The organism is Nonomuraea zeae, assembly GCF_005889725.1.
In the GTDB taxonomy this organism is placed as follows: Bacteria; Actinomycetota; Actinomycetes; order Streptosporangiales; family Streptosporangiaceae; genus Nonomuraea; species Nonomuraea zeae.
This window is the reverse complement of the sequence record NZ_VCKX01000063.1, coordinates 16004-37575: the sequence shown is the minus strand read 5'-3', so window position 1 is coordinate 37575 and position 21572 is coordinate 16004. Positions and strand designations below refer to the sequence as shown.

Here is a 21572-nt window from a genome sequence, read left to right as displayed (position 1 = left end):
CATGGGCGAGCCGCCGCCCGGGTTGTCGGTGGTGGTCACGTTCCGGGGCGAGGAGGTCGCGCTGGACGCCAGGACGATCGCGGCGCGGGCGGCTCCGTCCGTGTCGCGCACCCGCACCGCCGACCGGCCGACCGCGCCCGGCACGTTCAGCTCGTCGATGGTCTTGCGCGCCCACCCGCTCCCGCAGCAGCGCCACCATCTCCTGGATCGCGAACGGCAGCCCGGACGTCCGCTCGCACAGATACACGGCGAACTCCTCCGACACCCCTCCGGCGCCAGAAGTAGCGCCGTCGGGGCCCATCCGGGATGGGCCCCGACCACGCTCACGCGTCACGACGGGGCACCGGGGCCGGAGATCGGGACCGGTCAGCGCTCGCCGCTCAGCAGGCGCACCGCTTCCAGCGCCAGCGAGAGGTCCACGATGTCCCGTGGCCGGGCCAGCGAGCGGCCGGTGAGCTGCTCGATCCGGCGTACCCGGTTGATGATCGTGTTGCGGTGGCAGAAGAGCCGGCCCGCGGCCCTGGCGGCCGAGCCGTCGCAGGCCAGCCACGTCTCCAGCGTCGTCAGCAGGGTGTCGCGGTCGGCGGGGTCGAGCGCGAGCAGCCGCCCGAGCGCGCCCTCCACGAGGTGGCCGGTGACGTCCGGCTGGCTGATCATCAGCACGGCCGGGACCCGCTCGTCCAGCCGGGCGATCTCGGGTCCGCCGTCCACGCACGTCCGCATGGCCAGGGAGGCGAGGTCGTGTGCGGTCCTCAGCTGGTCCAGGCCGTCCACGACCGGGCTCACGCCCGCCACGCCGCTGACGAGGAGGCTGAGCTCCTGGCACAGCTCGTCCAGCGTGGCCTGGCCGAGCGCGACCACGGCGACCTCGTGCCCGGGGCGCATCCGCCACAGCAGCCGCGTGGCGCCCAGGGCCGCGGGCAGCCGTACGTCGTGATGGTGGCGGAAGCGGGGGAAGCGCACGGTGACGACGGCGTAGCGGCCCCGTTCCGGCAGGTCGAGCGCCGCGGCGGCGGCCCGTACGATCCCGGTGTCGGCGGTGCCGTCGAGCAGCGCGTCGAGTAGGGCGTTGACCCGCTCCTGGCTGCGGCCGAGGATCTCCTGCTCCCGCCTGCTGTAGATGTCGCAGGCCACCATGGACTGCCGGTCGATCGCGTGCCACACGTGGCTGGCCGCGCGGACCAGGACGGCCAGCCGTTCGGGGCGCTCGCGCTCCATGTGCTCCACGATCGCCGACCAGGTGACCTGGCCGGCCAGGCGGTACATGCGTAACAGGGAGTCCAGCGGCACCCCCTGCTCGCCCCGGCGCTGCGCCATGGCCGCGGTGAAGACCAGGTCGCGCCGCTCCGAGGGCTTCTGCAGGATCGCGGTGAGGCCCAGGCGCACGCCTTCTTGGGTGCTCTTCCAGTGCTCGTCGTAGGGCACGCAGGCGCAGTACACCATGTCGCCGCCACGCGTCCGGCTGACCAGTTCGTCCGTGAGCTCGGGCAGGCGTCCGAGCAGGGCCCTGGCAGCGGTGCGCAGCGTCTGGCGGACGTCCTCGTCCACGACCGTAGGGGGACGCATCCATCGAGGCTGCCATCCCGGCTCGCTCTAGAACAAGGCTCTGTAGCGTTTTGTGATCTGCCGTTGTGCGGCTGCACAACAAGCCCCCGGCCAGGGTGGGCAGCACGCCTGACTTCACCGCGGCATCTGGACGACAGTGCACGTCGGCGGTTTGGGTGAGCCCACATGGGGTCTTGTGAGGACATCGAATGGCGGAGCTGACTGTCGACGATCTGGTGGTGGACTACGGTCCCGTCCGGGCTCTGGACGGGGTCTCGATGCGGGTTCCGTCCGGCTCGGTCGTGGCCGTGCTCGGCGCGAACGGCGCGGGCAAGACGACCCTGCTGCGTGCGGTGTCGGGAACGCTCCGATTCCAGCGCGGCCGGGTGGCCAGGGGCGAGATCGCCGTCGCCGGCACGCGCGTCGACGGGGTGCCCGCCGCGGCCGTGGTCCGGCGGGGGGTCACGCACGTGCCCGAGGGCCGCCGCGTGTTCGCCCGCATGACGGTGGAGGAGAACCTGCGCGCGGGCGGCCTGGGCACCCCCCGCAGGGCCGCGGCCAGGGCCAGAGGGCGGGTGCGCGAGCTGTTCCCGGTCCTGGCCGAACGGGCGCACCAGCGGGCGGGGCTGCTGTCGGGCGGCGAGCAGCAGATGCTGGCCATCGGCCGGGCGCTGATGGCCGAGCCGTCGGTCCTGCTGCTCGACGAGCCGACGCTCGGCCTGGCGCCGCAGATGGCGGCCAGGATCGCCGCGACGATCAGGGCGATCAACGAGGCGGGCACCTCGGTGCTGCTCGTCGAGCAGAACGTCGCCACGGCGCTGTCGCTGGCGTCCTACGCGTACGTGCTGGAGGTCGGCTCGGTCGCCCTGGAGGGACCCGCGGCCACGCTCGCCGACAGCGACGAGGTCAGGCACCGGTACCTGGGCATCGGCGAGGAGTCGCCGGCGCTGGAGAGCAGGGCCGGGCTGTCGAGGTGGACGGCATGACCACGACATACCAACTGGACGGTATGCCCGCGCTGGAGGTCCGCGACGTGACGGTCCGGTTCGCGGGCCTGACGGCTCTCGACGGCGTCGGCTTCACCGTCGCCCCTGGCACGGTGCACGCGATCATCGGGCCCAACGGCGCCGGCAAGTCCACCTGCTTCAACGTGCTGTCCGGCGTCTACCGAGCCACCTCGGGCAGCGTCCGATTCGGCCGGGACGAGCTCACGGCCCTGCGCCCGCACGAGGTGGCGGCGCTCGGCGTCGCGCGCACGTTCCAGAACATCGCGCTCTCGCCCCGCCTGCCGGTACGGGACAACCTGCTGCTGAGCCGCCACCGGCTCACCCGCGCCGGCTTCCTGTCGGCCGGGCTCGGCCTGCCCCGAGCCCGGCGCGAGGAGCGCGTCCACGCCGCCAGGGTGGTGGAGATCGCCGAGTTCGTCGGGATCGCCGCGCTGCTGGCCACACCCGTCGGGCTGCTCCCGTACGGCGTGCAGAAGCGGGTGGAGCTGGCCAGGGCGCTGGCGATGGAGCCCCGGCTGCTCCTGCTCGACGAGCCGGTCGCCGGGATGAACAGCGGCGAACGGGTCGAGATGGCCGAGCTGATCGTGTCGGTCAAGGACAGCCTGGGGATCTCCATCCTCCTGGTCGAGCACGACATGGGCATGGTCATGCGGCTGGCCGACCGGGTCACCGTCCTGGACTTCGGCCGCCGCATCGCCGACGGCACGCCCGCCGAGGTGCAGAACGACCCCAAGGTCATCGGTGCCTACCTGGGCACGGAGGAGGTTGCGTGATCACGTTTCTGGAGCTGCTCGTCAACGGGATCTCCATCGGGGCTGTCTACGCGCTGATCGCACTCGGTTTCGTCGTCATCTTCAAGGCGACGGAGGTGGTCAACTTCGCCCACGCCTCGCTGCTGCTGGCCGGCGGCTACGTGGTGGCGCGGCTGCACCCGTACGTGGGCTTCTGGCTCGCCCTGCTGATCGGCATCGCGACGGCCGCGCTCATCGGCGCGCTGGTGGAGTTCCTGGTGATCCGCCGGTCCAAGGCGGCCACGCACAGCGTGCTGGCCATCGTCACCATCGGCGTGGACATCGTGCTGACCACCGAGCTCACCCGGCGGATCGGCACCGAGGTGCTGGCCATGGGCGACCCGTGGGAGTCGCGGGTGCTGCACATCGGGGGCATCACGATCGCCGAGACCAGGATCGTCGCGCTGCTCGCCGCCGGCGCGCTGATCACGGCCTTCCTGCTGGCGTTCAAGTTCACCGGCTGGGGCGTGGCGATGCGGGCCACCGCCGAGGACCCCGAGACCGCCGCCCTCATGGGGGTGCGGCTGGGCCGCGTCTCGCTCAGCGCCTGGGCGGTGGCCGGCGCCCTGGCGGCGGTGGCCGCGCTGTTCCTGTGCGTCTTCCCCACGCCGGGCCTGGACCGCAGCTCCTCGCTGGCGGCGCTCAAGGCCTTTCCCGCCGCCATACTCGGCGGCCTCGACTCCACCACCGGCGCCCTGGTCGGCGGCCTGATCGTGGGCGTCACCGAGGCGCTCATGACCGGCTACCAGAACGACCTGTCGTTCCTGGGCCGGGGGATCGGCGACGTCGCGCCGTTCCTGATCATGATCGTGGTCCTGCTGCTGCGGCCCGCGGGCCTGTTCGGAACCAAGGAGCTGGCCCGTGTCTGAGCTCCCCGTGTCGAAGATCATCGGCCTGCTCGCCGTCCTGCTCGCCTTCGTGGCCGTCCCCTTCTACCTGGAGGGCTTCTGGCTGCAGGCCGGCCTGTTCGCCATGTCGGCCGCGATCGGCGCGATCGGCATCAACCTGCTCACCGGGGCCACCGGGCAGCTGTCGATGGGGCACGCGTTCTTCCTGGCCGTGGGCGCCTACGCCTACGTGTACTTCGCCGCCGAGCCCACCCGCACCCTGGGCGGCCTGGGCCTGCCCACGCCGCTGGCCGCCGTGCTCGCCGTCGTGGTCGCCGGGGCGGCGGGCGGGCTGTTCAGCCCGATCGCCGGCCGGCTCAAGGGCGCCTACCTGGGCATCGCCACGCTGGCGCTGATCTTCGGCGGGCAGCACCTGCTGTTCAACGCCGAGCCGATCACGGGCGGGTTCAACGGCCGGGCCGTGCCCGCCATGGAGATCTTCGGCTTCACCTTCGCCGACGCGCCGGAGCTGGTCATCGCGAACGTGCCGTTCGGGGTGCTGGAGCGGCTGTGGTTCCTGGGCGGGCTGGTGCTGCTCGCGGCGGCGCTCTTCGCCCGCGGGGTGCTGCGCGGGCGTCCGGGCCGGGCCATGAACACCATCCGCGACCACGAGATCGCGGCCGGGGTGATGGGCGTGCCCGTCACCCGCTACCGGGCCGGGGTGTTCGTGCTGTCGTCCATGTACGGCGGGCTCGCGGGCGTGCTGCTCGCCCTGGTCTTCCAGCGGACCGTGCCGGACTACTTCGGCATCCTGCTCTCCCTCGACTACCTCGCGATGATCGTGATCGGCGGGCTCGGGTCGGTGGGCGGCGCGGTGATCGGCGCCGTCGTCGTCTCGCTGCTGCCGCAACTGCTCACCCGCTACAGCGACGCCATCCCGCTGGTGGCCGCGCCGGGCTCGGCCGGCGTCTCGCCCTCCGAGGCCGCCCGCATCCTGTACGGCGCGGTCGTGGTCACCGTCGTGCTCTTCCTCCCCGGCGGCCTGCTCGGCCTGCTCCGCTCGCTCCGCCTGAGGCTGTCCGGCCTCCGGCTGCCCGCGTCATCCGCTGCATCACCCACCGCCTCATCCACTCCGTCCCCCGAAACCAGGAGCTCACATGTCCCGTAACCGTACGGCCGCCCTGGCCGCGCTCGTGGCGCTGGGGCTGGCCGCCACCGCCTGTGCCAGCGGCAAGGCCACCGGCGGCGACTCGGCGCCCGCCACTGCCGCCGCCGGCGGCGACGGCGTCAAGATCGGCCCCGGCGTGACCGCCGACACGATCGGCCTCAGCCTCCTCACCGACCTGACCGGTCCCTACGCCTCGCTCGGCAAGAGCCTCACCCAGGCGCAGCAGCTCTACTTCGAGCAGGTCAACCAGGCCGGCGGGATCTGCGGCCGGAAGATCGAGACCATCGTGCGCGACCACGGCTACGACGCGCAGAAGGCGATGGCCTCCTACGCCGAGGTCGCGCCGAAGACGGCCGCGATCCCGCAGTTCATCGGCTCGCCGATGGTGACCGCGCTGAAAGACAAGATCACCACCGACAAGATCCTCACCATTCCCATGGCGTGGGCGACCGGCCTGCTCGGCAGCGAGGCCATCCAGGTCACCGGCACCACCTACGACATCGACATGGTCAACGGCGTCGACTTCCTGACGAAGGAGAAGGGCATCAAGGCCGGCGACAAGATCGGTCACCTGTACTTCGAGGGAGACTACGGCGAGAGCGCGCTCGCCGGCTCCAAGTACGCCTCCGAGAAGCTCGGGCTCTCCCTCGTCGAGCAGAAGATCAAGGCGACGGACCAGGACATGACCGCCCAGGTGGCGGCGTTCAAGAAGGCGGGCGTCAAGGCCGTCCTGGTCTCGGTGGGCCCGCGCCAGGCCGCCTCGCTGGTGGGCGTCGCCCTGGCGGGCGGGATGGACGTGCCCTTCGTGGGCAGCAACTCCGCCTACAGCCCGCAGCTGCTGGACACCCCGGCGGCGCCCGCGCTGCTGAAGGACTTCTACTACGTGACCGCGGGCGCGCCCATCAGCGCGCCGCTGCCCGCCTACCAGAAGCTCATCACCGACTACCAGGCCAAGTACGCCGGCCAGCCCCTGGACAGCGGCGTCGCGGCCGGCTGGACCGCGGCCATCATCGTCGGCGACGCGCTGCGCAAGGCGTGTGAGGCCAAGGACCTCAGCCGGGCGGGCATCGTCGCGGCCCACCGGGGGCAGAAGGCGTGGGAGGCCGGCCTGGGCGGGGTGCCCATGGACTTCAGCGTCTTCGACCAGCCCGCCTCGCGCTCCTCCTACATCGTCAAGCCGGACAAGAAGGCCGTCGGCGGCGCGACGATCTTCAAGGAAGCGGCGGTGTCCGACCTGGCCAAGGAGTACTCCGTGCCACCGGCCGGCTGACCGTGGCCGCGTTGCTGGAGGTCGGCGGGCTCACCGTGCGGTTCGGCGGGGTCGCCGCCCTGTCGGGCATCGACCTCGCCGTCCGCGAGGGTGAGCTCCTCGGCGTCATCGGGCCCAACGGCGCCGGCAAGAGCACCTTGTTCGACTGCCTGACCAGGCGGTGCGGGCCGCAGGAAGGCTCGATGCGCCTGGCCGGCGAGGATCTCACCCGCCTGCCCGCCCACCTCGTGGCCGATCGCGGCATCGCCCGCACCTTCCAGAACACCGCCCTGTTCCCCGGCCTGTCGGTGCGCGAGAACGTCATGACCGGCGCTCACCGGCACGGCCGGGCGGGGTTCTGGGCCGCGGCGCTGGGACGGGCCACGGCCGAGGAACGGCGGCTGCGGGCCGGGGCCGACGCGTTGCTCGACCGGTTCGGCCTGGCGGACTACGCCGACCATCCGGCCGGCGGCCTGCCGTACGGGCTGACGAAGTGGGCCGAGATCGCGCGGGCGCTGGCGTCCGAGCCGCGGCTGCTGCTGCTCGACGAGCCCGCGAGCGGGCTCGCCCCCGGCGAGGTGCCCGCTCTCGCCCACCTGATCAGCCAGATCCACCGCGAACGCGGCGTCACGATCATCGTCGTGGAGCACCACATGGACTTCGTTCTCGCGCTGTGCCGCCGGATCGTCTGCCTGGAGCGGGGCCGTAAGATCGCCGACGGCCCGGCCGGCGCGGTCCGGCAGGACCCGGCCGTCACCGCCGCCTGCATGGGGGTGATCCGGTGAGCGGCCTCGACGTGCGCGGCCTGCGCGCCGGATACGGCGCGGCCCGCGTGCTGCACGGCGTCGACCTGGCCGCGGGGGACAACGAGATCGTGGTGCTGCTCGGCCCCAACGGCGCGGGCAAGACCACGCTGCTGCGCGCGCTGTCCGGGCTGGTCGGCGGGCGCGGGGCGGCCGCACTCGACGGGGTCGCGCTGCTGGGCCGCGCGCCCGACGAGATCGCCAGGCTCGGCGTCGCCCACGTCACCCAGGAGGGCGGCACGTTCGGGCCGCTCACCGTGGAGGAGAACCTGCGGGTCGGAGCGCAGGCCCGCCCGTGGCCGCGCCGCGGCGTCAGCGAGGACGTGTCGCGGGTGTTCACCTACTTCCCCGTGCTCCAGGCGCACCTGGGCCGGCCCGCCGGCACGCTGAGCGGCGGGGAGCAGCGGATGCTGGCCATCGGCCGGGCGCTGATGGCCAGGCCGCGGCTGCTGCTCCTGGACGAGCCGACCCGCGGCCTGGCGCCGCAGGCCAGGAGCAGGCTGTTCGGCACCATCCACGCCATCAACCGGCACGAGGGAACCATCATGATCATCGTCGAGCACAACGTGGCGGCGGCGCTGGAGGTGGCGCACCGGGCCTATCTCGTCGAGTCGGGCCGGATCGCCGACCTGCGGGCCCGCCGGAGGTGGTGACCAGGTGTTCTTCCAGCAGCTGATCGAGGGGCTGGGGGCGGGCGCGGGATACGCCGCCCTCGCGCTGGCCCTGGTGCTCACCTACCGGTTCACCGGGATCGTGAACTTCGCGCAGGGCGAGCTGGCCATGCTCGCCGCCTACGTGGCGTGGCAGCTGGTCGACTCCGGCATGCCGTACTGGGTGGCGCTGCCCGTCACCGTCGCCATCGCGTTCCTGGCCGGGGTCGTGACCGAGCGGACCGTCATCCGGCGGGTGGAGCAGGGCGCGGGGGAGGCCACGCTCGTGGTGACCACGATCGGCCTGTACGTCATGGTGAACGCGATCGCCGCGCTCGTGTGGACCTCGGCCCTGCGGGCCTTCCCCAGCCCCTTCCCCGACGCCCCGGCCGGAGCCTCCGCGCTCGCCGCCGCGTGCGTCGCCGGGCTGGTGCTCGGCGCGGCCGCCCTGGTGGTCCGCCACACCGGCCTCGGCCTGGTGATGCGCGCCGTCGCCGCGGACCCGCGCTCGGCCCGGCTGTCGGGGGTCCGGGTCGGGCGCGTCCTGGCCCTGGGCTGGGGCGCGGCCTCGGCCGTCGGCGCGGTCTCGGGGGTCCTGCTCGCTCCGATCCTCTTCCTGGAGCCCACCATGATGACCGGTGTCCTGGTCTACTCCTTCGCCGCCGCCACGCTCGGCGGCTTCGACAGCGCTCTCGGCGCGGTCGTCGGCGGGCTGATCGTCGGGGTCACCGAGACCCTGGCGGGAACGTACCTCGGCTTCGTCGGGGCGGACCTGAAGATCGCGGTGCCGCTGGTGCTCATCGTCGCCGTGCTGCTCCTGCGACCGCAGGGCCTGTTCGGCTCGGCGCCCGTGGAGCGGGCGTGAACACGGTCGCGGCCGGTCACCGCCGGCTGCCGGTCGGGCAGGTGGCCGGCGACCGCCGGCAGACGTGGCCGTGGCGGCGCGCCGGGCTGGGCGCGGTGACGGTGGCCGCCGTGGCGCTGCCGTTCGTGCTGCCGCCGTACCTGCTGTTCCAGGCCACCCTGGTGCTGGTCTACGCCATCGCGCTGCTCGGCCTGGACCTGGTGGTCGGGCACGGCGGGCAGATCTCCCTGGGGCACGGTGCGTTCTTCGGCGTCGGCGCCTACACGGCGGCCGTCCTGATCGCCCGGCTCGGCCTGCCGTACCCGCTGACCCTGCCGGTCGCGGCGCTGCTCACGTTCGCGCTCGGCTGGGCGGCCGGGCTGCCCGCGCTGCGGCTGCGCGGCCTCTACCTGGCCATGGTCACCTTCGCGGTCGCCGTCGTGCTGCCGCCCCTGCTCAAGCGCTTCCCGTCGATCACCGGCGGGGCGATGGGGCTGCCGGTACGCACCCCGCGGGCGCCCGTGCTGGACGACGACCAGTGGGTCTACTTCCTCGTGCTCGCGGTGGCCGTCACCGGCTCGCTGTGGATCCGCAACCTGACCGCCTCGCGCGGCGGGCGGGCGCTCACCGCGATCAGGGAGCACCGGGCGGCGGCCGAGGTGCTCGGCATGCGCCCCGCCACCCACATGACGCACGCCTTCGCCTGGAGCGCCATGTACGCGGGCACGGCGGGCGCCCTCTACACCTGGACGGTCGGCTTCGTGTCCCCGGACTCCTTCACCCTCAGCCTGTCCATCACGCTGCTCGCCGGGGTGGTCATCGGCGGCCCGGCGACGCTGGCCGGACCGCTGCTCGGCGCGTTCGTCGTGATGGGCGTGCCCGTCGTGGCCCAGGAGCTCAATCCCGCCGCCCCGGGCATCGTCTCGGGCCTGCTGATCGTCCTGGTCGTCTACGCGGCGCCGACGGGCCTGGCCGGCCTGCTGCGCAAGGCCGCCTGGGGCGTGGTCAGGAGGCGAGCATGAGAGGGGCGGCCGGCTTGCTCGTCAGTGGTCAGGAGGCGCGCATGAAAGGCGCGGCCAGATTGCTCGCCCGATGTCTCGCCGGGCTGCTCGTCCTCCTGGCGCCGGGCTGCCGCCTGGCCTCCGGCGAGGTGACGCTCACCGGCGCCTGCGCGGGGCAGTCGGGCACCGGGATCACCGCCGGCTCCGTCAAGGTCGGCGGCATCTACCCGCTGTCCGGGCCGGCCTCCGCCTACGCGGCGGTCGCTCAGGGCGTCCGCGCCCACTTCGACCACGTCAACGCGCGCGGCGGCGTGCAGGGGCGGCGGATCGAGTTCCTGGTCCGCGATGACGCCTACCAGCCCGCCCGCGCGGTCGAGGAGGCCCGCCGCCTGGTGCTGCACGACCGGGCGTTCGCGCTGTTCCAGACGCTCGGCACCCCGTCCACGGCCGCCGTGCGCGAGTACGCCGACCGGTGGGGGGTGCCGCAGGCGTTCGTCGCCACGGGCGCCACCCAGTGGGGCAGCGACACCAGGCACCCCTGGACGATCGGCTTCCAGCCCAGCTACGTCGCCGAGGCCCGCGTCTACGCCCGCTACCTGGCCGAGGCCAGGCCAGAGGCAAGAGTCGCGGTGCTGTACCAGAACGACGACTTCGGTCACGACCTGCTCGACGGCTTCCGCCGGGCGATCGCCGGCACGTCGGTGCGGATCGTGGCCGCGCTGAGCTACGAGGTGACCGACCCGAGCGTGCAGGGCCAGCTGGCCAACCTGGCCGCCTCGGGGGCAGACGTGCTGCTCGACGTCAGCACGCCGAAGTTCGCCGCCCAGGCGCTGGCCACCGACGCGGCCATGACCGGCTGGAACCCGCTGCACATCCTCAACGGTGTGGCCGCTTCGCCCGCCGTACTGAAGCCCGTCGGCTACGAGAAGGTCCAGGGCGTCGTGACGGCCGGGTTCCAGAAGGAGCCCGGCGCTCCGGAGTGGGCCGACGACCGGGGGATGCGCACCTATCTGGCGGCGATGGCGCGGTACGCGCCCGAGACCGACCCCGCCGGCCAGCAGGCCGTCTTCGGGTGGACGGCGGCGCAGGCCTTCGTCAAGGTGCTCGAACGCATGAGGTGCCCCTCTCGCGAGGGGTTGCGGGACGCGATGCGCAGCCTGCCGGACGTCGAGCTCGATCTGCTCCTGCCCGGTATCACACTGTCCACGGGGCCCGGCGACGGATTCCCGATCGAGTCGATGCAGCTGACGCGCTTCGAGGGGGATCGCTGGGTCCGGTTCGGGAAGGTCATCGACACTCGCGCCGAGTTCGGCCCGGTCCCGCCGCGTCCCTGAGCCGGCGGCGCCGCACCCCGGACCTGACACGGGGGACGGGCGGCGCCTGCTCCCGGGGTGCGGCCGCGGATGTGCCGCACCCCGTCCTCGTGGGTGCCGGGCGGCCCCGCGAAGGGCGTCCCGGCAGCGCACGGGTCAGTGGCGTACGCCGCGCCGGCCGTACAGGCTGACGGTGATGATGACGCCGACCGCGGCGACGGCGACCTGGAGCAGCAGCTCGATCCAGTCGATACCGCTGGTCGCGGCCACGCCGAACGCGCTGGCGATGAACGTGCCGATGAAGGCGGCCACGATGCCGACCACGATGGTCAGCCAGATCGGGATGTGCTGTTTGCCCGGGACGACCAGGCGGCCGAGCGCACCGATGATGGCGCCGATGACGATGGCGGTGATGATGCCGGTGACGGTCATGTCAAGCTCCCTGCGGTTGGGGGATGAAGCTGATCAGCGTCTGCCCGGCAAAGACCCGCACATGCCTCATCGCCACGATCGATGTGCGCCGCGGGCGTAGAGGTTCGGAGTCACCGGCTCTGACCTGCGGCGCAGGAGCGACGCCCGGACCGCTCCGAAGCCGTCGAACACGAGGCGTTCCGGCGGGCTTGACATCCCATTATTCCTACCTGAATAGTTTGGTATTGCCTGACCGGAAGGAGCCGCTCATGAGGGAAGTCCCCCCGTCCCTCATGCCGGAGACCGGGCGGCCCGTGGCGTGACGGCCGGCTTCGACGCCGCCGGGCGTCGCGTGCTGCTGGTCTGCGCGGCCGGCGGATTCACGACCCTGCTCGACAACTCCGTGCTCAACCTCGCCCTGCCGGCCTTACGCGGCTCGCTGCACGTGGACGCCACGCAGGTGCAGTGGATGGTGGCGGGCTACTCCCTGGCCTTCGGCCTGGCCCTCATCCCCGGCGGCCGGCTCGGGGACGTGCGGGGGCGCAGGCCGTACTTCCTGGCCGGAATGGCGATCTTCACGGCCGGGGCGGCGCTGGCCGGGCTGTCTCCGCACCCCTGGGCGCTGGTCGCGGCGCGGCTCCTGCAAGGGCTCGGCGCGGGCCTGGTCAACTCCCAGATGATCGGCACGATGCAGGACGTGTTCAAGGGGCACGCCAGGACGCGCGCGCTCGGCCTGTACGCGGTCACGGGCGGGATCGCGGGCGGGCTCGGGCCGCCGCTGGGCGGCGCCGTGATCGCGGCGGCCGGACCGGACGCGGGCTGGCGGCTGGTCTTCCTGCTCGCCGTGCCGTCCGGGTTGGCCACGCTGGCGCTCGCGGCCCGCCACCTGCCGCCCGCACGGGGCCGGATGGGCTCCGCCGACCTCGACCTGGTCGGACTGCTGCTGATGGGCGGGCTGACGCTGGCTCTCATGCTGCCGTTCGTCGCGCCCGTGGCCGGTCCGGCGGCGCTCGGGTGGATCCCGGCGGTGGGCCTGCTCGCGCTGTCGTTCTTCGGCTGGCAGCACCGCTACGCGCGATCGGGACGTCACCCGCTGGTGCATCCGGCGCTGATCCGGTCGCCGTCGTTCGCGCTGGGCACGGTGGTGGCGATGGGGTACTTCGGCTCCGGGCTGGCGAACTCGCTGGTGCTGACCATGTTCCTCCAGGAGGGGCTCGGGCTGCCCGCCCTCACCGCCGCCGCCGTCACGCTGCCGTCGGCACTGGCGATGGTGGCGGGCTCCGCGCTGGCCTGGCGGGCCGCCCGCCGGTTCGGCCGGCACGCCGTCCCGGCCGGTCTGGCGCTGTCGGCGTCCGCCATGCTGGCCGCCGGGCTCGCCGCCCTGCTCGCCCCGGGGGAGCACCTGCCCGTCCTGCTGGCGCTGTGCGCCATGTGCGCGGGCGCCGCCTCCGGGCTCGTTGTCTCCCCGCTCCAGGCGTCGGTCCTGCGGCACGCCCCCGGGCAGGCGGCCGGGGTGGCCGGGGGCATGCTGCAGATGTCGCAACGCATCGGAGCCGCGATCTGCGTCTCGGCGGTGTCGGGGATCTACCTGTACGGCGCGCCGGCGGGCGGCCACCGCACGGCCTACTGGCAAGCGGTGCTCACCTGCGCCGGTGTGGCCGCCTTCGCGTGTGCCGTCTCGCTCGCCGCGAACCGCCGTGGGCCCGCGGACTGAGCCGCGCGCGAGCTCACGAGACCGGCGCGGGCAGGCCGAGGTGCTCGCGCAGCGTCGTCCCGGTGTACTCGGTGCGGTACGCGCCGCGCTCCTGAAGCTCCGGCACCAGCTTGTCCACGATGTCCTCCAGCGAGGAGGGGAGCAGGTGCGGGCTGATGTTGAACCCGTCCACCGCCCGCGTGCGCACGTAGCGCACCCACTCGTCGGCGACCTGGGACGGCGTGCCCACGAAGGAGCGCTGCCGCGGCGTGACCCGGCGGACTAGCTGCACGATCGACAGGTTCTCCGCCGCGGCCTGCTCCCGCCACTGGGCGATGAGCGCGAGCTTGCCGGTGCGCCGCTCGATCGGGATCGTGCCGCGCGAGGGGTCCAGCTCCGCCTCGCTCGGCTCGATGTCGGGCAGCGGGCCGTGCGGGTCGTACGCCGACAGGTCGGTGTCCCAGTACTGCTCCAGGAACGCGATCGCCCTGGGCGGCGAGACCTGCTCCGCGTGCACCCACTCGGCGAGCTCCCTGGCCTCCTCGGGCGTGTCGCCGAGGATCACCGCGGCGCCGGGCAGGATGCGCACCGAGTCCGGCGACCGGCCGTGGCGGGCCAGCCGGGCGCGCAGGTCGGCGGCGTAGGCGACGGCCTGGTCGTACTCGGTGTTGGCCGAGAAGACCACGTCGGCGTGCCGGGCGGCCAGCTCCCTGCCGCCGCTGGAGTCGCCCGCCTGGAACAGCACCGGCCGCCCCTGCGCGCTGGCCGGCACGGTGGCGCGGGCGCGCAGCCGGACCAGGCCGGTGTCGAGCTCCACGTCGCGGATCGCGCCGGGCCGCGCCCAGGACGCCGCCTCGCCCGACTCCGAGATCGCGTCCGGCGCCCACGACGCCCACAGCTCCTTGGCCGCCGCAACGAACTGCGTGGCCCGCTCGTAGCGCCGCTCGTGCGGGAGCCAGCCGCCGTGGCGGAAGTTCGCGCCCGTCCAGGCGTTGTCGGTGGTGACGATGTTCCAGCCGGCCCGCCCGCCGGAGAGCAGGTCCAGGCTCGCCAGGCGGCGCGCGAGATCCGCGGGGAAGTTGTAGGTGGTGTTCTGCGTGGCGACGAGGCCGATCCGATCGGTGACCGCGGCGAGCGCGGAGAGCTGGGTGATCGCGTCGGGGCGGCCGGCCACGTCGAGGTCGTACACGCGGCCGCGGTTCTCCCGCACCCGCAGCCCCTCGCCCAGGAAGAAGGCGTCGAAGAGCCCGCGCTCCAGGAGCTGTGCCACTTGCACGGAGGTCTCGATGGCGACGTGGGGCGCGGTGTCCGGGTTCGTCCAGATGAGCTGCGGGCCGACCCCGGTGTAGAACACGCCGAGATGCACCTGGGCGTCCGGGTCGTACGGCGCGCCGGTCGGGCTGGAGGAGGTCATGGTCGTCCTCTCAGGCGGTCGTGCTCGCCGCGACGGCGAAGCGGTTGGCGGGACGGGACAGGCCCAGCGTCGTCCGCAGCGTGGCCCCCGGCTCGGGCGCGGCGTGCAGCCCGGTCGCGGCGAGCGCGGGCAGCACGTCCCCGGCCAGCACCGGCAGGTCGGTGGCGAGCACGGCGGGGTGCAGGCGTACCCCGTCAACGACCGGCGCGAGCGAGACGAGCAGGTCCACGAGCCCGCTCGCCGGCCCGGTGTAGCGCGGGCGGCCGGAGCCCGGCCACGGCGTGGCCGCGTCCAGCGCGGCGAGCCGCCGCGTCCCCGGCTCGCCGGCGTCCAGGACGACCTCGATCTCGGCGAACACGAGCGCCGCCCCCGCCTCCCTGGCCCGCTCCGCCCGCCGGGCGAGCGCGCCGGTGTCGGGCTCGCCCACCAGCACCACGTCGGCGTGCGCGTCCAGCTCCAGCTCGGCCGGGGCCAGCACGACGACCTGCCCCTGCGGGGGTCGCGGCGTGATGAGCGGCCCGGCCACGGTGAAGCGTTCCCCCGTGTAGTTCACGTGGTGCACGCGCCCGGGATCCAGGTAGCGGCCGGTGGCCACGTCCCTGATCACCGCGTCGTCCTGCCAGGAGTCCCACAGCAGGCGCGTCACCTCCACGACGTCGGCCGCCTCGCGCCGCACGGCCTCCCGCGCCGGCGCCTGCGCACCGATCGTCGCCAGGTCGTCCTCGGTGCCGGCCGCCCCGACCACCCAGGCCGCCCGGCCCCGGCTGGCGTGGTCCAGGCTGGCCAGCTGCGTGGCCAGGTGGAACGGCTCGGTCGTGGTGGTGTGCAGCGTGGGCGCGAGCCCGATCCGGTGGGTCAGGGTCGCGGCGAACGCGGCCCGGGTGCCCGCCTCCAGGCGACCTGCGGCGTCATGCGTACGGCTCGGAGGCAGCGGGGCGTCGTCGAAGGTCGCGAGCGCGAAGCCCGCCGCCTCCACGTTCCCGACGACGCGCCGGAGTGCGGCGGCCGTCAGCGTCTGCGCGGGCGGACGGCCGCTGTGGCGCCAGGCGGCCGGGTGGGCGCCGTCTCCGTCCAGGTCGATGGCGAGCAACAGGCGACGATCGGTCATGGTCGGCTCATCCCTCTCTCGTCCCAATTCACTGCAATATTGGTAGGAATGCCAGGGAATGCCGATCTGTTCCCGCTCCGGGCGATCGTTTTGCCGGAAGGATCAGCGGCGCTCGGCGCGGCCTCCGCTGAGCAGCCGGTCGAGCAGGAAGCCGACCGCCCCGATGAGCAGCATCGTCGCCGCCAGCCGCTCGTAGTCGAGGTTGTCGCGGGCGTTCAGCACCGCGTACCCGAGCCCGTTGGAGACGCCGAACATCTCGGCGGGCACCAGCACCACCCAGGCGATGCCGAGGGCCACCCGCAGCGCGGTCCGCAGCGGCCCGGCCAGCCCGGGGATGATCGTGCTGCGGACCAGCTCCCACCGGGTCGCCCCGAGCGAGCGGGCGACGAGCGCCGCGCCGGGGTCGAGCGCCCGCGTGCCCGACGACACCCCGAGCACGATCGGCCATAGCGCGGCCAGCGCGATGAGGGTGATCACGGGAGCGTCGTCCGAGCCCAGCAGGACGATGACGAGCGGGGCCCAGGCGAGCGGGGAGGTCATGCGCAGGAACTGGACGACCGGGGCGGTGGCGTACTCCACCAGCGCCCTGGACCCGAACAGCAGCCCCAGGGGCACGCCGAGCACCGTCGCGATCAGCAGGCCGGACAGCAGCCGCCCGAGCGACACGCTGATCGCCGAGAGCGTGAAGTCCTCGCCCAGCATCCCGGCCAGCGCGCCGATCGCCGAGACCGGCCCCATGCGGGACAGTACGGCGTTGCCGGCGAAGAGCACGTCCGCGATGAGCGCCCAGAGCAGGATCACCAGGATCACCACGGCCACCCGCCAGGCCGCCCACGCCGCCGGCCGGTGGCGCCGCGCGTCCGGCGCAGGGGAGGAGGTCCGGCGCTCGCCGCGCCTCAGAGTGTCGACCGATGCGTTCATGGCTCGACGATCTCCGTGCGCACCCTGGCGGCGCCGAAGGCCGTCAGCCCGCCCGTGGCGTCGAGTGCCGCCGCGGAGATGCCGGTGGCGACCAGGTCGCCGTGCACCTCCGCGGGATCGAGGTCATCGAGCCAGGCCACGTTCGCGTCCACGACCGTCTCCTTCATCGCGCGTACGAGCTCGCCGGTGTAGCTGGGATAGGGATGGGGCTGGAAGTCGATGCGCCGCGAATCCCATTCGGGATGCCGGATGGCGCCGGACGACACGTAGGCCGGGTCGGGGCGCGCGGTGAAGGTCCGCTCCAGCGCGGGCAGCGGCTGCGGGAGGTAGCGGCCCTCCGACAGCCGGCGGGCGGACCCCTCGCGGTCGCCCCTGATGGCGAGCTGCGCGGCGATGATCGCCTCGGCGGCCCGCTGCGCCACGTCCGGCCGGTCGCGCACCAGGTCCTCGCGGACGACCGTGACGCAGCAGGCGTGGTCCTTCCACACGTCGCCGGTGAAGCGCAGGATCTTCCCGATCCCGAGCACCTCGGCCGCCGCGCAGAACGGCTCGGCGACGATGTAGCCGGAGATGGAGCCCGACTGCAGCGCCGTGGGCATGTCCGCCGGGGGGATCACGACGAGCTGGGTCGTACGCGCGCGGGCGCTCGGCACGGTGTCGAGCACGGGGGTGATGCCCGCCTTGCGCAGCAGCTTCTGCAGCACCACGTTGTGCACGGAGAACCACGCGGGGATCGCGACCTTCGTGCCGGCCAGGTCCTCCACGCGCCCGACGTCCTTGGCGACGGTGAGGGCCGAGCCGTTCGCGTGGTTCCAGGCCAGCACCTTCACCGGCACCTTGGCGTCGTAGCGGAGCTGGATCGCCAGCGGCATCAGCAGGTGGACGATGTCCACGTTGCCGCCCTGGAGCGCCTCGACGAGCGGGGCCCAGCCCCGGTACAGGACGGGCGCGGGCGTGGTGATGCCGCGCCTGCCGAACTGGCCGGAGTCGTGGGCCAGCAGCAGCGGGGCGGCGTCGGTGATGGGCAGGTAGCCGATGCGCAGGGTCGCGGCCCTGGCGTCGGTGGTTCCGGCGGTGGTTCCGGCGGTGGCTCCCGGGTTGGCTCCGGCGGTGGTGGCGGTGGCGCCGGCCCGGTCGCCGGAGGTCAGCATCGAGCCGACGACGGGGGCGGTGAGCAGGGCGAGCGCCCCGGTGATGGTCAGCGCCTCCCGCCGCGTCCGCGCCCTCCCGGCCCCGGCCCCGGCCCCGGCGCTTTCGGTCTCCGCGTTTCCGGGCTCTGCGCTTCCGGCCCCAGGGCTTTCGGGCTCCGCGTTTCCGAGCTTCGCGTTTCCGAGCTTGGCGTTTCCGAGCGTCGTGGGGGAGCCGCGTTCAGGACCGTCGTGGCCGCTCAGCGCGGCGCGTTCGGCCGGGGAGCTGAAACGAGCGAGCAGCTCCCTCCGGGCCGAGCCGTCCGTGAGCTGCTCGCGGCGCGTCACCGGGGAGGTCACCACCTCCAGGGGGCGGCCCCCGGTGTGCAGGAGGCCGATCCTGTCGCCGAGGTACAGCGCCTCGTCGAGGTCGTGGGTCACCAGCACCGTGGACAGGCCGAGCCTCGCGTGCACCGAACGCAGCCAGTCCTGGAGGTCGGCCCGGGTGAGGGGGTCGAGCGCGCCGAAGGGCTCGTCGAGGAGGAGCAGGGAGGGGCCGGCGACGACCGCGCGGGCCACCGCGACCCGCTGGGCCTGGCCTCCCGAGAGCTGCGCGGGGTAGCGGCCGGCCAGCCCGCCGATGCCGAGATCGGACAGGACCTCGCGCACCCGCTGGTCGGCGGCCTCCTTACCGCGGAGCCAGTGCCCGCCGTTGGCGCGGTACTCCAGGCCGAGGCGCACGTTGCGCGCGACGGTCCGCCACGGCAGCAGGTGCGGGTACTGGAAGACCGAGCGGGTCGCGCCGCCGTCGTCATCGGGGCGGCGCACGGCGCCCGACGTGGGTGCCTGGAGGCCCGACAGCACCCGCAGCAGGGTCGACTTCCCGGCTCCCGACGGTCCGACGAGGGCGAAGAGCTCGCCTTGTTCGATCTGCAGGTCGATGCCGGACAGAGCGTCGTGCTCCCCGTAGCGAACACTGACGGCGGCCAGTTCGGCGATCTTCTGTGGCATAGGGCTGTCCCCAGAACGCGGCACGGTGGGTGGGCAGGCGGTCCCCAGAGCAGGGCGAACCGCCGTTGGCCGCAAAACCTACCAGACAGGAAGGTTTTTATCGAGAGGGGTTTGTGGCGAGGAGTTCGGCCGCCATCGCGCGGGCCAGGACGATCGGCGCCGTCGAGCGGGCGCACTTGACCCCGGCGATGCCGCCGTCGTACAGGATCTGGATCCGCTCGACCAGTGAGTCGCGCTCGGGGCCGGGCTCGCCGAGCGCCTCCGACCACCGGGCGCGCACCCAGGCGCGGTGCGCCTCGACCGCCTCGCCCACCGGGTGGCCGGCGTCGGGGAACTCGGTGGCGGCGTTGAGGTAGAGGCAGCCACGGTAGGAACGCCGTCCCGCGCCGGCGATGGCCAGGTCGAACGAGGTCAGCACCCGCGCGGTGCCGTCGCCGACCCCGGTCACCGCGGCGCGGTACGCGGCCCGGTCGGCGGCGTCCTGGCGTTCGAGATAGGCCACGACGAGAGCCTCCTTGGAGCCGAACGCCTGGTACAGGCTCGACTTGGCGACCCCGGCCTCGGCGACGATCTGGTCGATGCCCACCGCGCGGATGCCCAGCAGGGTGAACAGCCGGGTGGCGGCGTCCAGCAGGCGGTCGGCTGGGCGGATGGAGGTGAGGTCGGCCATCCGAGGAGTGTACGCCGGGCGGCGCTGACGATGCTCTAGTATTCCCGATCAGACAGATCTGTTTTATGCTTCGACCTTGTTGCACGCTCCGACGCCACACCGGCCCCGCCACGCACGGGCCGGGGTGCACCGACGACTGGAGGCCCTGTGGCGCTCTATCTGATCGAACTGACCGCGACGACCGCCGACCGATCCGCCGTCGAGGCCGCCATCTCCGAAGTCGGCCGGCAGGCCGCCGCACTCGGCGGCGAGCTGATCGAGTCCCAGGTGACGGGGGACCTGTCCCGGGTGTACGTCGTCATCGAGGCCGGCTCGTGCGCCGGCCTGAGCCTCGACCGGGAGGCCCTGCCCGGGATCTCCTCGATCGCCGGGCCGGACGAGGTACGGCTCGTCGGCGCCGGCATCGAGGAGGTCAAGGCCGCGAAGCGGACGGTCGACTACCTGGTGGAGTGGGACATTCCCGCGGACATCGGGATGGAGGACTATCTCGCCCGCAAGAAGGCCAAGGCGCCGCTGTACGCGAAAGTGCCCGAGGTGAGCTTCCTGCGCACCTATGTGCGCGAGGACACGAGCAAGTGCCTGTGCCTGTACGACGGTCCCGGCGAGTCCGCCGTACGGCGGGCGCGCGAGGCGGTGTCCACCCCGGTCAGCCGCCTCTACGCGCTCGACCGCGGACCGGGCGGGGAGACGGAGTGACCGGCACGACGGCGCCCGCCTGGCGGCGGCACCTGCCCGAACTGCTGGCCCACATCGCCGACCGAGCCGCAACGGTGGACGGCGGTGCCGCCGGCCCGCCGGCCGCTGCCGCCGACGGCGTTGCGGCCGGCATGACCGGCTCGCAGGCCGCGACGACTGACGGCCTTGCGGCCGGCCCGACTGGCTCGCCGGCTGCGAGGGCCGGCGGCGGCGTGACCGGCCCGCCGGCCGCTTACCTCGGCGGGGGCGGCGTGAGCGATCCGTGCGGCCTGCTGCGTGATCTCGGTCGCCGGGAGCTGCTCGCCCTGGACGCCGGGCCGGGCGACACCGGTGTCACCGAGGTCGCGCAGCTCATCGAGCTGATCGCCGCCGAGTGCCTGAGCTCCGCCTTCTCCTTCTGGGCGCACCGGATGGTGATCGAGTACCTGCGGGAGGCCGGCCGCGACACGCCGCTCGGGCTCCTGCGGGCCGGCCTAGCGGCGGGCACCGAAGTCGGCTCCACCGCGATGGCCGCCGCCCTCCAGGAGATGTCCGGCATGCGGACCGTGCCCGTCGTCGCGACGCCGCACGCCGGCGGGTTCCGGCTGGACGGCCCGATCAGGTGGGCCTCCAACCTGGTCCCCGGCGCGGCGGTCGTGCTGCCCGCCCGGATCGGCGACGGCTCGGAGCGCATCGTGGCGGTCGTCCGCGTCGGCGACCCGGGCGTCACGGTCGCCCCGCCCAAGCGGCTGCTGGCGCTCAACGCGACCGCCTCGTCCTCGATCACCCTGTCCGCCGCCCGGGTCGACGCCGCCCACGTCGTCACCGACGACCTGGCCGCGTTCGTCCGGCGGGCCCGCCCCGTGCTCCTGCTGCTGCAGACCGCGTTCTGCCTGGGACTGGCGGGCCGGGCCACGGACGAGACGCGCGGGATCATCAAGGGCGAGGGCGCCGTGCTCGGCCCCGACCTGGAGGAGCTGACGGCGGGTCTGGCCGGGGTCGCCGAGCAGGCGCGGCGGGCGCAGCGCGCGCCCGCCGCCGCCGACCCCCACGAGGTCACGCGGCTGCGGTACGACGCCGCCCAGCTCACCCTCGCGGCCACCCGACTGGAGGCGACCGCGAGCGGCGGGCGCGGCTACGCCACCGACAGCCCGGTCAACCGGCGGCTGCGCGAGGCGGCGTTCCTCCCGGTGCAGTCGCCGAGCGAGACCCAGCTGCGCTGGGAGCTGGGCCGGGCCGGAAAGGACGTCCACCGCTCCGGCCTGCCCGTCCTGCCCGTCCTGGACGGGCAAAGATGATCGCTTGAGCCGACGTCCGGGACGTGCTGGTACGGGCCGCCCGTTT

At 73.7% G+C, this 21572-nt stretch carries 20 protein-coding genes and 1 pseudogene; 13 read left to right on the top strand and 8 right to left on the bottom strand.

Features of this window, described 5'->3' with window-relative positions; translation table 11 throughout:
- Positions 1-366: 366 nt before the first annotated feature.
- On the bottom strand, positions 367-1566 hold the full coding sequence (locus tag ETD85_RS21505) for a PucR family transcriptional regulator (RefSeq protein WP_240779282.1): 1200 nt from the start codon (positions 1564-1566) through the stop codon (positions 367-369).
- A 188-nt stretch (positions 1567-1754) separates the two neighbouring features.
- On the opposite strand from ETD85_RS21505, the gene ETD85_RS21500 reads away from it, so the two are divergent.
- Genes ETD85_RS21500 through ETD85_RS21455 form a run of 10 tightly spaced genes read left to right on the top strand, consistent with a single transcriptional unit; the run spans position 1755 to position 11219 of the window.
- Positions 1755-2531 (top strand): ABC transporter ATP-binding protein, encoded by a 777-nt coding sequence (locus ETD85_RS21500; protein WP_138691546.1) that lies wholly within the window; start codon positions 1755-1757, stop codon positions 2529-2531.
- On the top strand, positions 2528-3325 hold the full coding sequence (locus ETD85_RS21495; protein WP_240779281.1) for an ABC transporter ATP-binding protein: 798 nt from the start codon (positions 2528-2530) through the stop codon (positions 3323-3325). The genes ETD85_RS21500 and ETD85_RS21495 overlap by 4 nt, the downstream gene beginning before the upstream one ends.
- On the top strand, positions 3322-4212 hold the full coding sequence (locus ETD85_RS21490; protein WP_138691545.1) for a branched-chain amino acid ABC transporter permease: 891 nt from the start codon (positions 3322-3324) through the stop codon (positions 4210-4212). Before ETD85_RS21495 ends, ETD85_RS21490 begins: the two co-directional genes overlap by 4 nt.
- Complete coding sequence (locus ETD85_RS21485; protein WP_206058443.1) at positions 4205-5338, top strand: branched-chain amino acid ABC transporter permease; 1134 nt, start codon at positions 4205-4207, stop codon at positions 5336-5338. Before ETD85_RS21490 ends, ETD85_RS21485 begins: the two co-directional genes overlap by 8 nt.
- Entirely contained in the window at positions 5328-6608 is a 1281-nt protein-coding gene (locus ETD85_RS21480) for an ABC transporter substrate-binding protein (RefSeq protein ID WP_138691544.1), read from the top strand. Before ETD85_RS21485 ends, ETD85_RS21480 begins: the two co-directional genes overlap by 11 nt.
- A gap of 2 nt (positions 6609-6610) precedes the next feature.
- A complete protein-coding gene (locus ETD85_RS21475) occupies positions 6611-7372 on the top strand; it encodes an ABC transporter ATP-binding protein (RefSeq protein WP_138691543.1) in 762 nt (253 codons plus the stop codon).
- Entirely contained in the window at positions 7369-8043 is a 675-nt protein-coding gene (locus tag ETD85_RS21470; protein WP_138691542.1) for an ABC transporter ATP-binding protein, read from the top strand. Before ETD85_RS21475 ends, ETD85_RS21470 begins: the two co-directional genes overlap by 4 nt.
- Positions 8044-8047: 4 nt before the next feature.
- A complete protein-coding gene (locus tag ETD85_RS21465) occupies positions 8048-8905 on the top strand; it encodes a branched-chain amino acid ABC transporter permease (RefSeq protein WP_138691541.1) in 858 nt (285 codons plus the stop codon).
- Entirely contained in the window at positions 8902-9906 is a 1005-nt protein-coding gene (locus ETD85_RS21460) for a branched-chain amino acid ABC transporter permease (RefSeq protein WP_138691540.1), read from the top strand. The genes ETD85_RS21465 and ETD85_RS21460 overlap by 4 nt, the downstream gene beginning before the upstream one ends.
- A gap of 41 nt (positions 9907-9947) precedes the next feature.
- Positions 9948-11219: an ABC transporter substrate-binding protein gene (locus tag ETD85_RS21455; RefSeq protein WP_138691539.1), complete on the top strand. Its 1272-nt coding sequence runs from the start codon at positions 9948-9950 to the stop codon at positions 11217-11219.
- A 135-nt stretch (positions 11220-11354) separates the two neighbouring features.
- Here ETD85_RS21455 and ETD85_RS21450 read toward each other — a convergent pair whose 3' ends face one another.
- Positions 11355-11630, bottom strand: coding sequence for a GlsB/YeaQ/YmgE family stress response membrane protein (locus tag ETD85_RS21450; protein WP_138691538.1), 276 nt, complete (start codon positions 11628-11630; stop codon positions 11355-11357).
- 298 nt (positions 11631-11928) lie between these two features.
- Between ETD85_RS21450 and ETD85_RS21445 the strand changes: the two genes are divergently transcribed.
- A complete protein-coding gene (locus ETD85_RS21445) occupies positions 11929-13323 on the top strand; it encodes an MFS transporter (protein WP_138691537.1) in 1395 nt (464 codons plus the stop codon).
- Between the two features lie 13 nt (positions 13324-13336).
- Here the strand turns inward: ETD85_RS21445 and ETD85_RS21440 are convergent, their stop codons facing one another.
- The 6 genes and pseudogenes from ETD85_RS21440 to ETD85_RS21420 all read right to left on the bottom strand — a co-directional run bounded on the left by ETD85_RS21440 (position 13337) and on the right by ETD85_RS21420 (position 19553).
- Positions 13337-14716, bottom strand: coding sequence for an NtaA/DmoA family FMN-dependent monooxygenase (locus ETD85_RS21440; RefSeq protein WP_138691536.1), 1380 nt, complete (start codon positions 14714-14716; stop codon positions 13337-13339).
- Positions 14717-14726: 10 nt separating this feature from the next.
- On the bottom strand, positions 14727-15824 hold the full coding sequence (locus ETD85_RS21435) for an LLM class flavin-dependent oxidoreductase (protein WP_138691535.1): 1098 nt from the start codon (positions 15822-15824) through the stop codon (positions 14727-14729).
- Between the two features lie 102 nt (positions 15825-15926).
- A complete protein-coding gene (locus ETD85_RS21430; protein ID WP_138691534.1) occupies positions 15927-16745 on the bottom strand; it encodes an ABC transporter permease in 819 nt (272 codons plus the stop codon).
- Positions 16742-18313, bottom strand: coding sequence for an ABC transporter substrate-binding protein (locus ETD85_RS21425; protein ID WP_476739301.1), 1572 nt, complete (start codon positions 18311-18313; stop codon positions 16742-16744). Before ETD85_RS21425 ends, ETD85_RS21430 begins: the two co-directional genes overlap by 4 nt.
- A 96-nt stretch (positions 18314-18409) precedes the next feature.
- A pseudogene (locus tag ETD85_RS67890) lies at positions 18410-18883 on the bottom strand (ATP-binding cassette domain-containing protein); the annotation flags it as partial.
- Between the two features lie 97 nt (positions 18884-18980).
- On the bottom strand, positions 18981-19553 hold the full coding sequence (locus ETD85_RS21420; protein ID WP_138691532.1) for a TetR/AcrR family transcriptional regulator: 573 nt from the start codon (positions 19551-19553) through the stop codon (positions 18981-18983).
- Between the two features lie 147 nt (positions 19554-19700).
- Here ETD85_RS21420 and ETD85_RS21415 point away from each other — a divergent pair, with 147 nt between their 5' ends.
- Positions 19701-20249, top strand: a complete 549-nt coding sequence (locus ETD85_RS21415; protein WP_138691531.1) for a DUF4242 domain-containing protein — start codon at positions 19701-19703, stop codon at positions 20247-20249.
- The gene (locus tag ETD85_RS21410; protein WP_138691530.1) at positions 20246-21526 is read left to right on the top strand and encodes an acyl-CoA dehydrogenase family protein; all 1281 of its coding nucleotides are present in this window, start codon (positions 20246-20248) and stop codon (positions 21524-21526) included. The genes ETD85_RS21415 and ETD85_RS21410 overlap by 4 nt, the downstream gene beginning before the upstream one ends.
- Positions 21527-21572 lie beyond the last annotated feature (46 nt).

Coding starts and splice junctions, on each gene's coding strand:
- ETD85_RS21455 (WP_138691539.1), top strand. CDS start 9,948: ATGAAAGGCGCGGCCAGATTGCTCGCCCGATGTCTCGCCGGGCTGCTC.
- ETD85_RS21450 (WP_138691538.1), bottom strand. CDS start 11,630: ATGACCGTCACCGGCATCATCACCGCCATCGTCATCGGCGCCATCATC.
- ETD85_RS21420 (WP_138691532.1), bottom strand. CDS start 19,553: ATGGCCGACCTCACCTCCATCCGCCCAGCCGACCGCCTGCTGGACGCC.
- ETD85_RS21430 (WP_138691534.1), bottom strand. CDS start 16,745: ATGAACGCATCGGTCGACACTCTGAGGCGCGGCGAGCGCCGGACCTCC.
- ETD85_RS21440 (WP_138691536.1), bottom strand. CDS start 14,716: ATGACCTCCTCCAGCCCGACCGGCGCGCCGTACGACCCGGACGCCCAG.
- ETD85_RS21495 (WP_240779281.1), top strand. CDS start 2,528: ATGACCACGACATACCAACTGGACGGTATGCCCGCGCTGGAGGTCCGC.
- ETD85_RS21500 (WP_138691546.1), top strand. CDS start 1,755: ATGGCGGAGCTGACTGTCGACGATCTGGTGGTGGACTACGGTCCCGTC.
- ETD85_RS21480 (WP_138691544.1), top strand. CDS start 5,328: ATGTCCCGTAACCGTACGGCCGCCCTGGCCGCGCTCGTGGCGCTGGGG.
- ETD85_RS21505 (WP_240779282.1), bottom strand. CDS start 1,566: ATGCGTCCCCCTACGGTCGTGGACGAGGACGTCCGCCAGACGCTGCGC.
- ETD85_RS21435 (WP_138691535.1), bottom strand. CDS start 15,824: ATGACCGATCGTCGCCTGTTGCTCGCCATCGACCTGGACGGAGACGGC.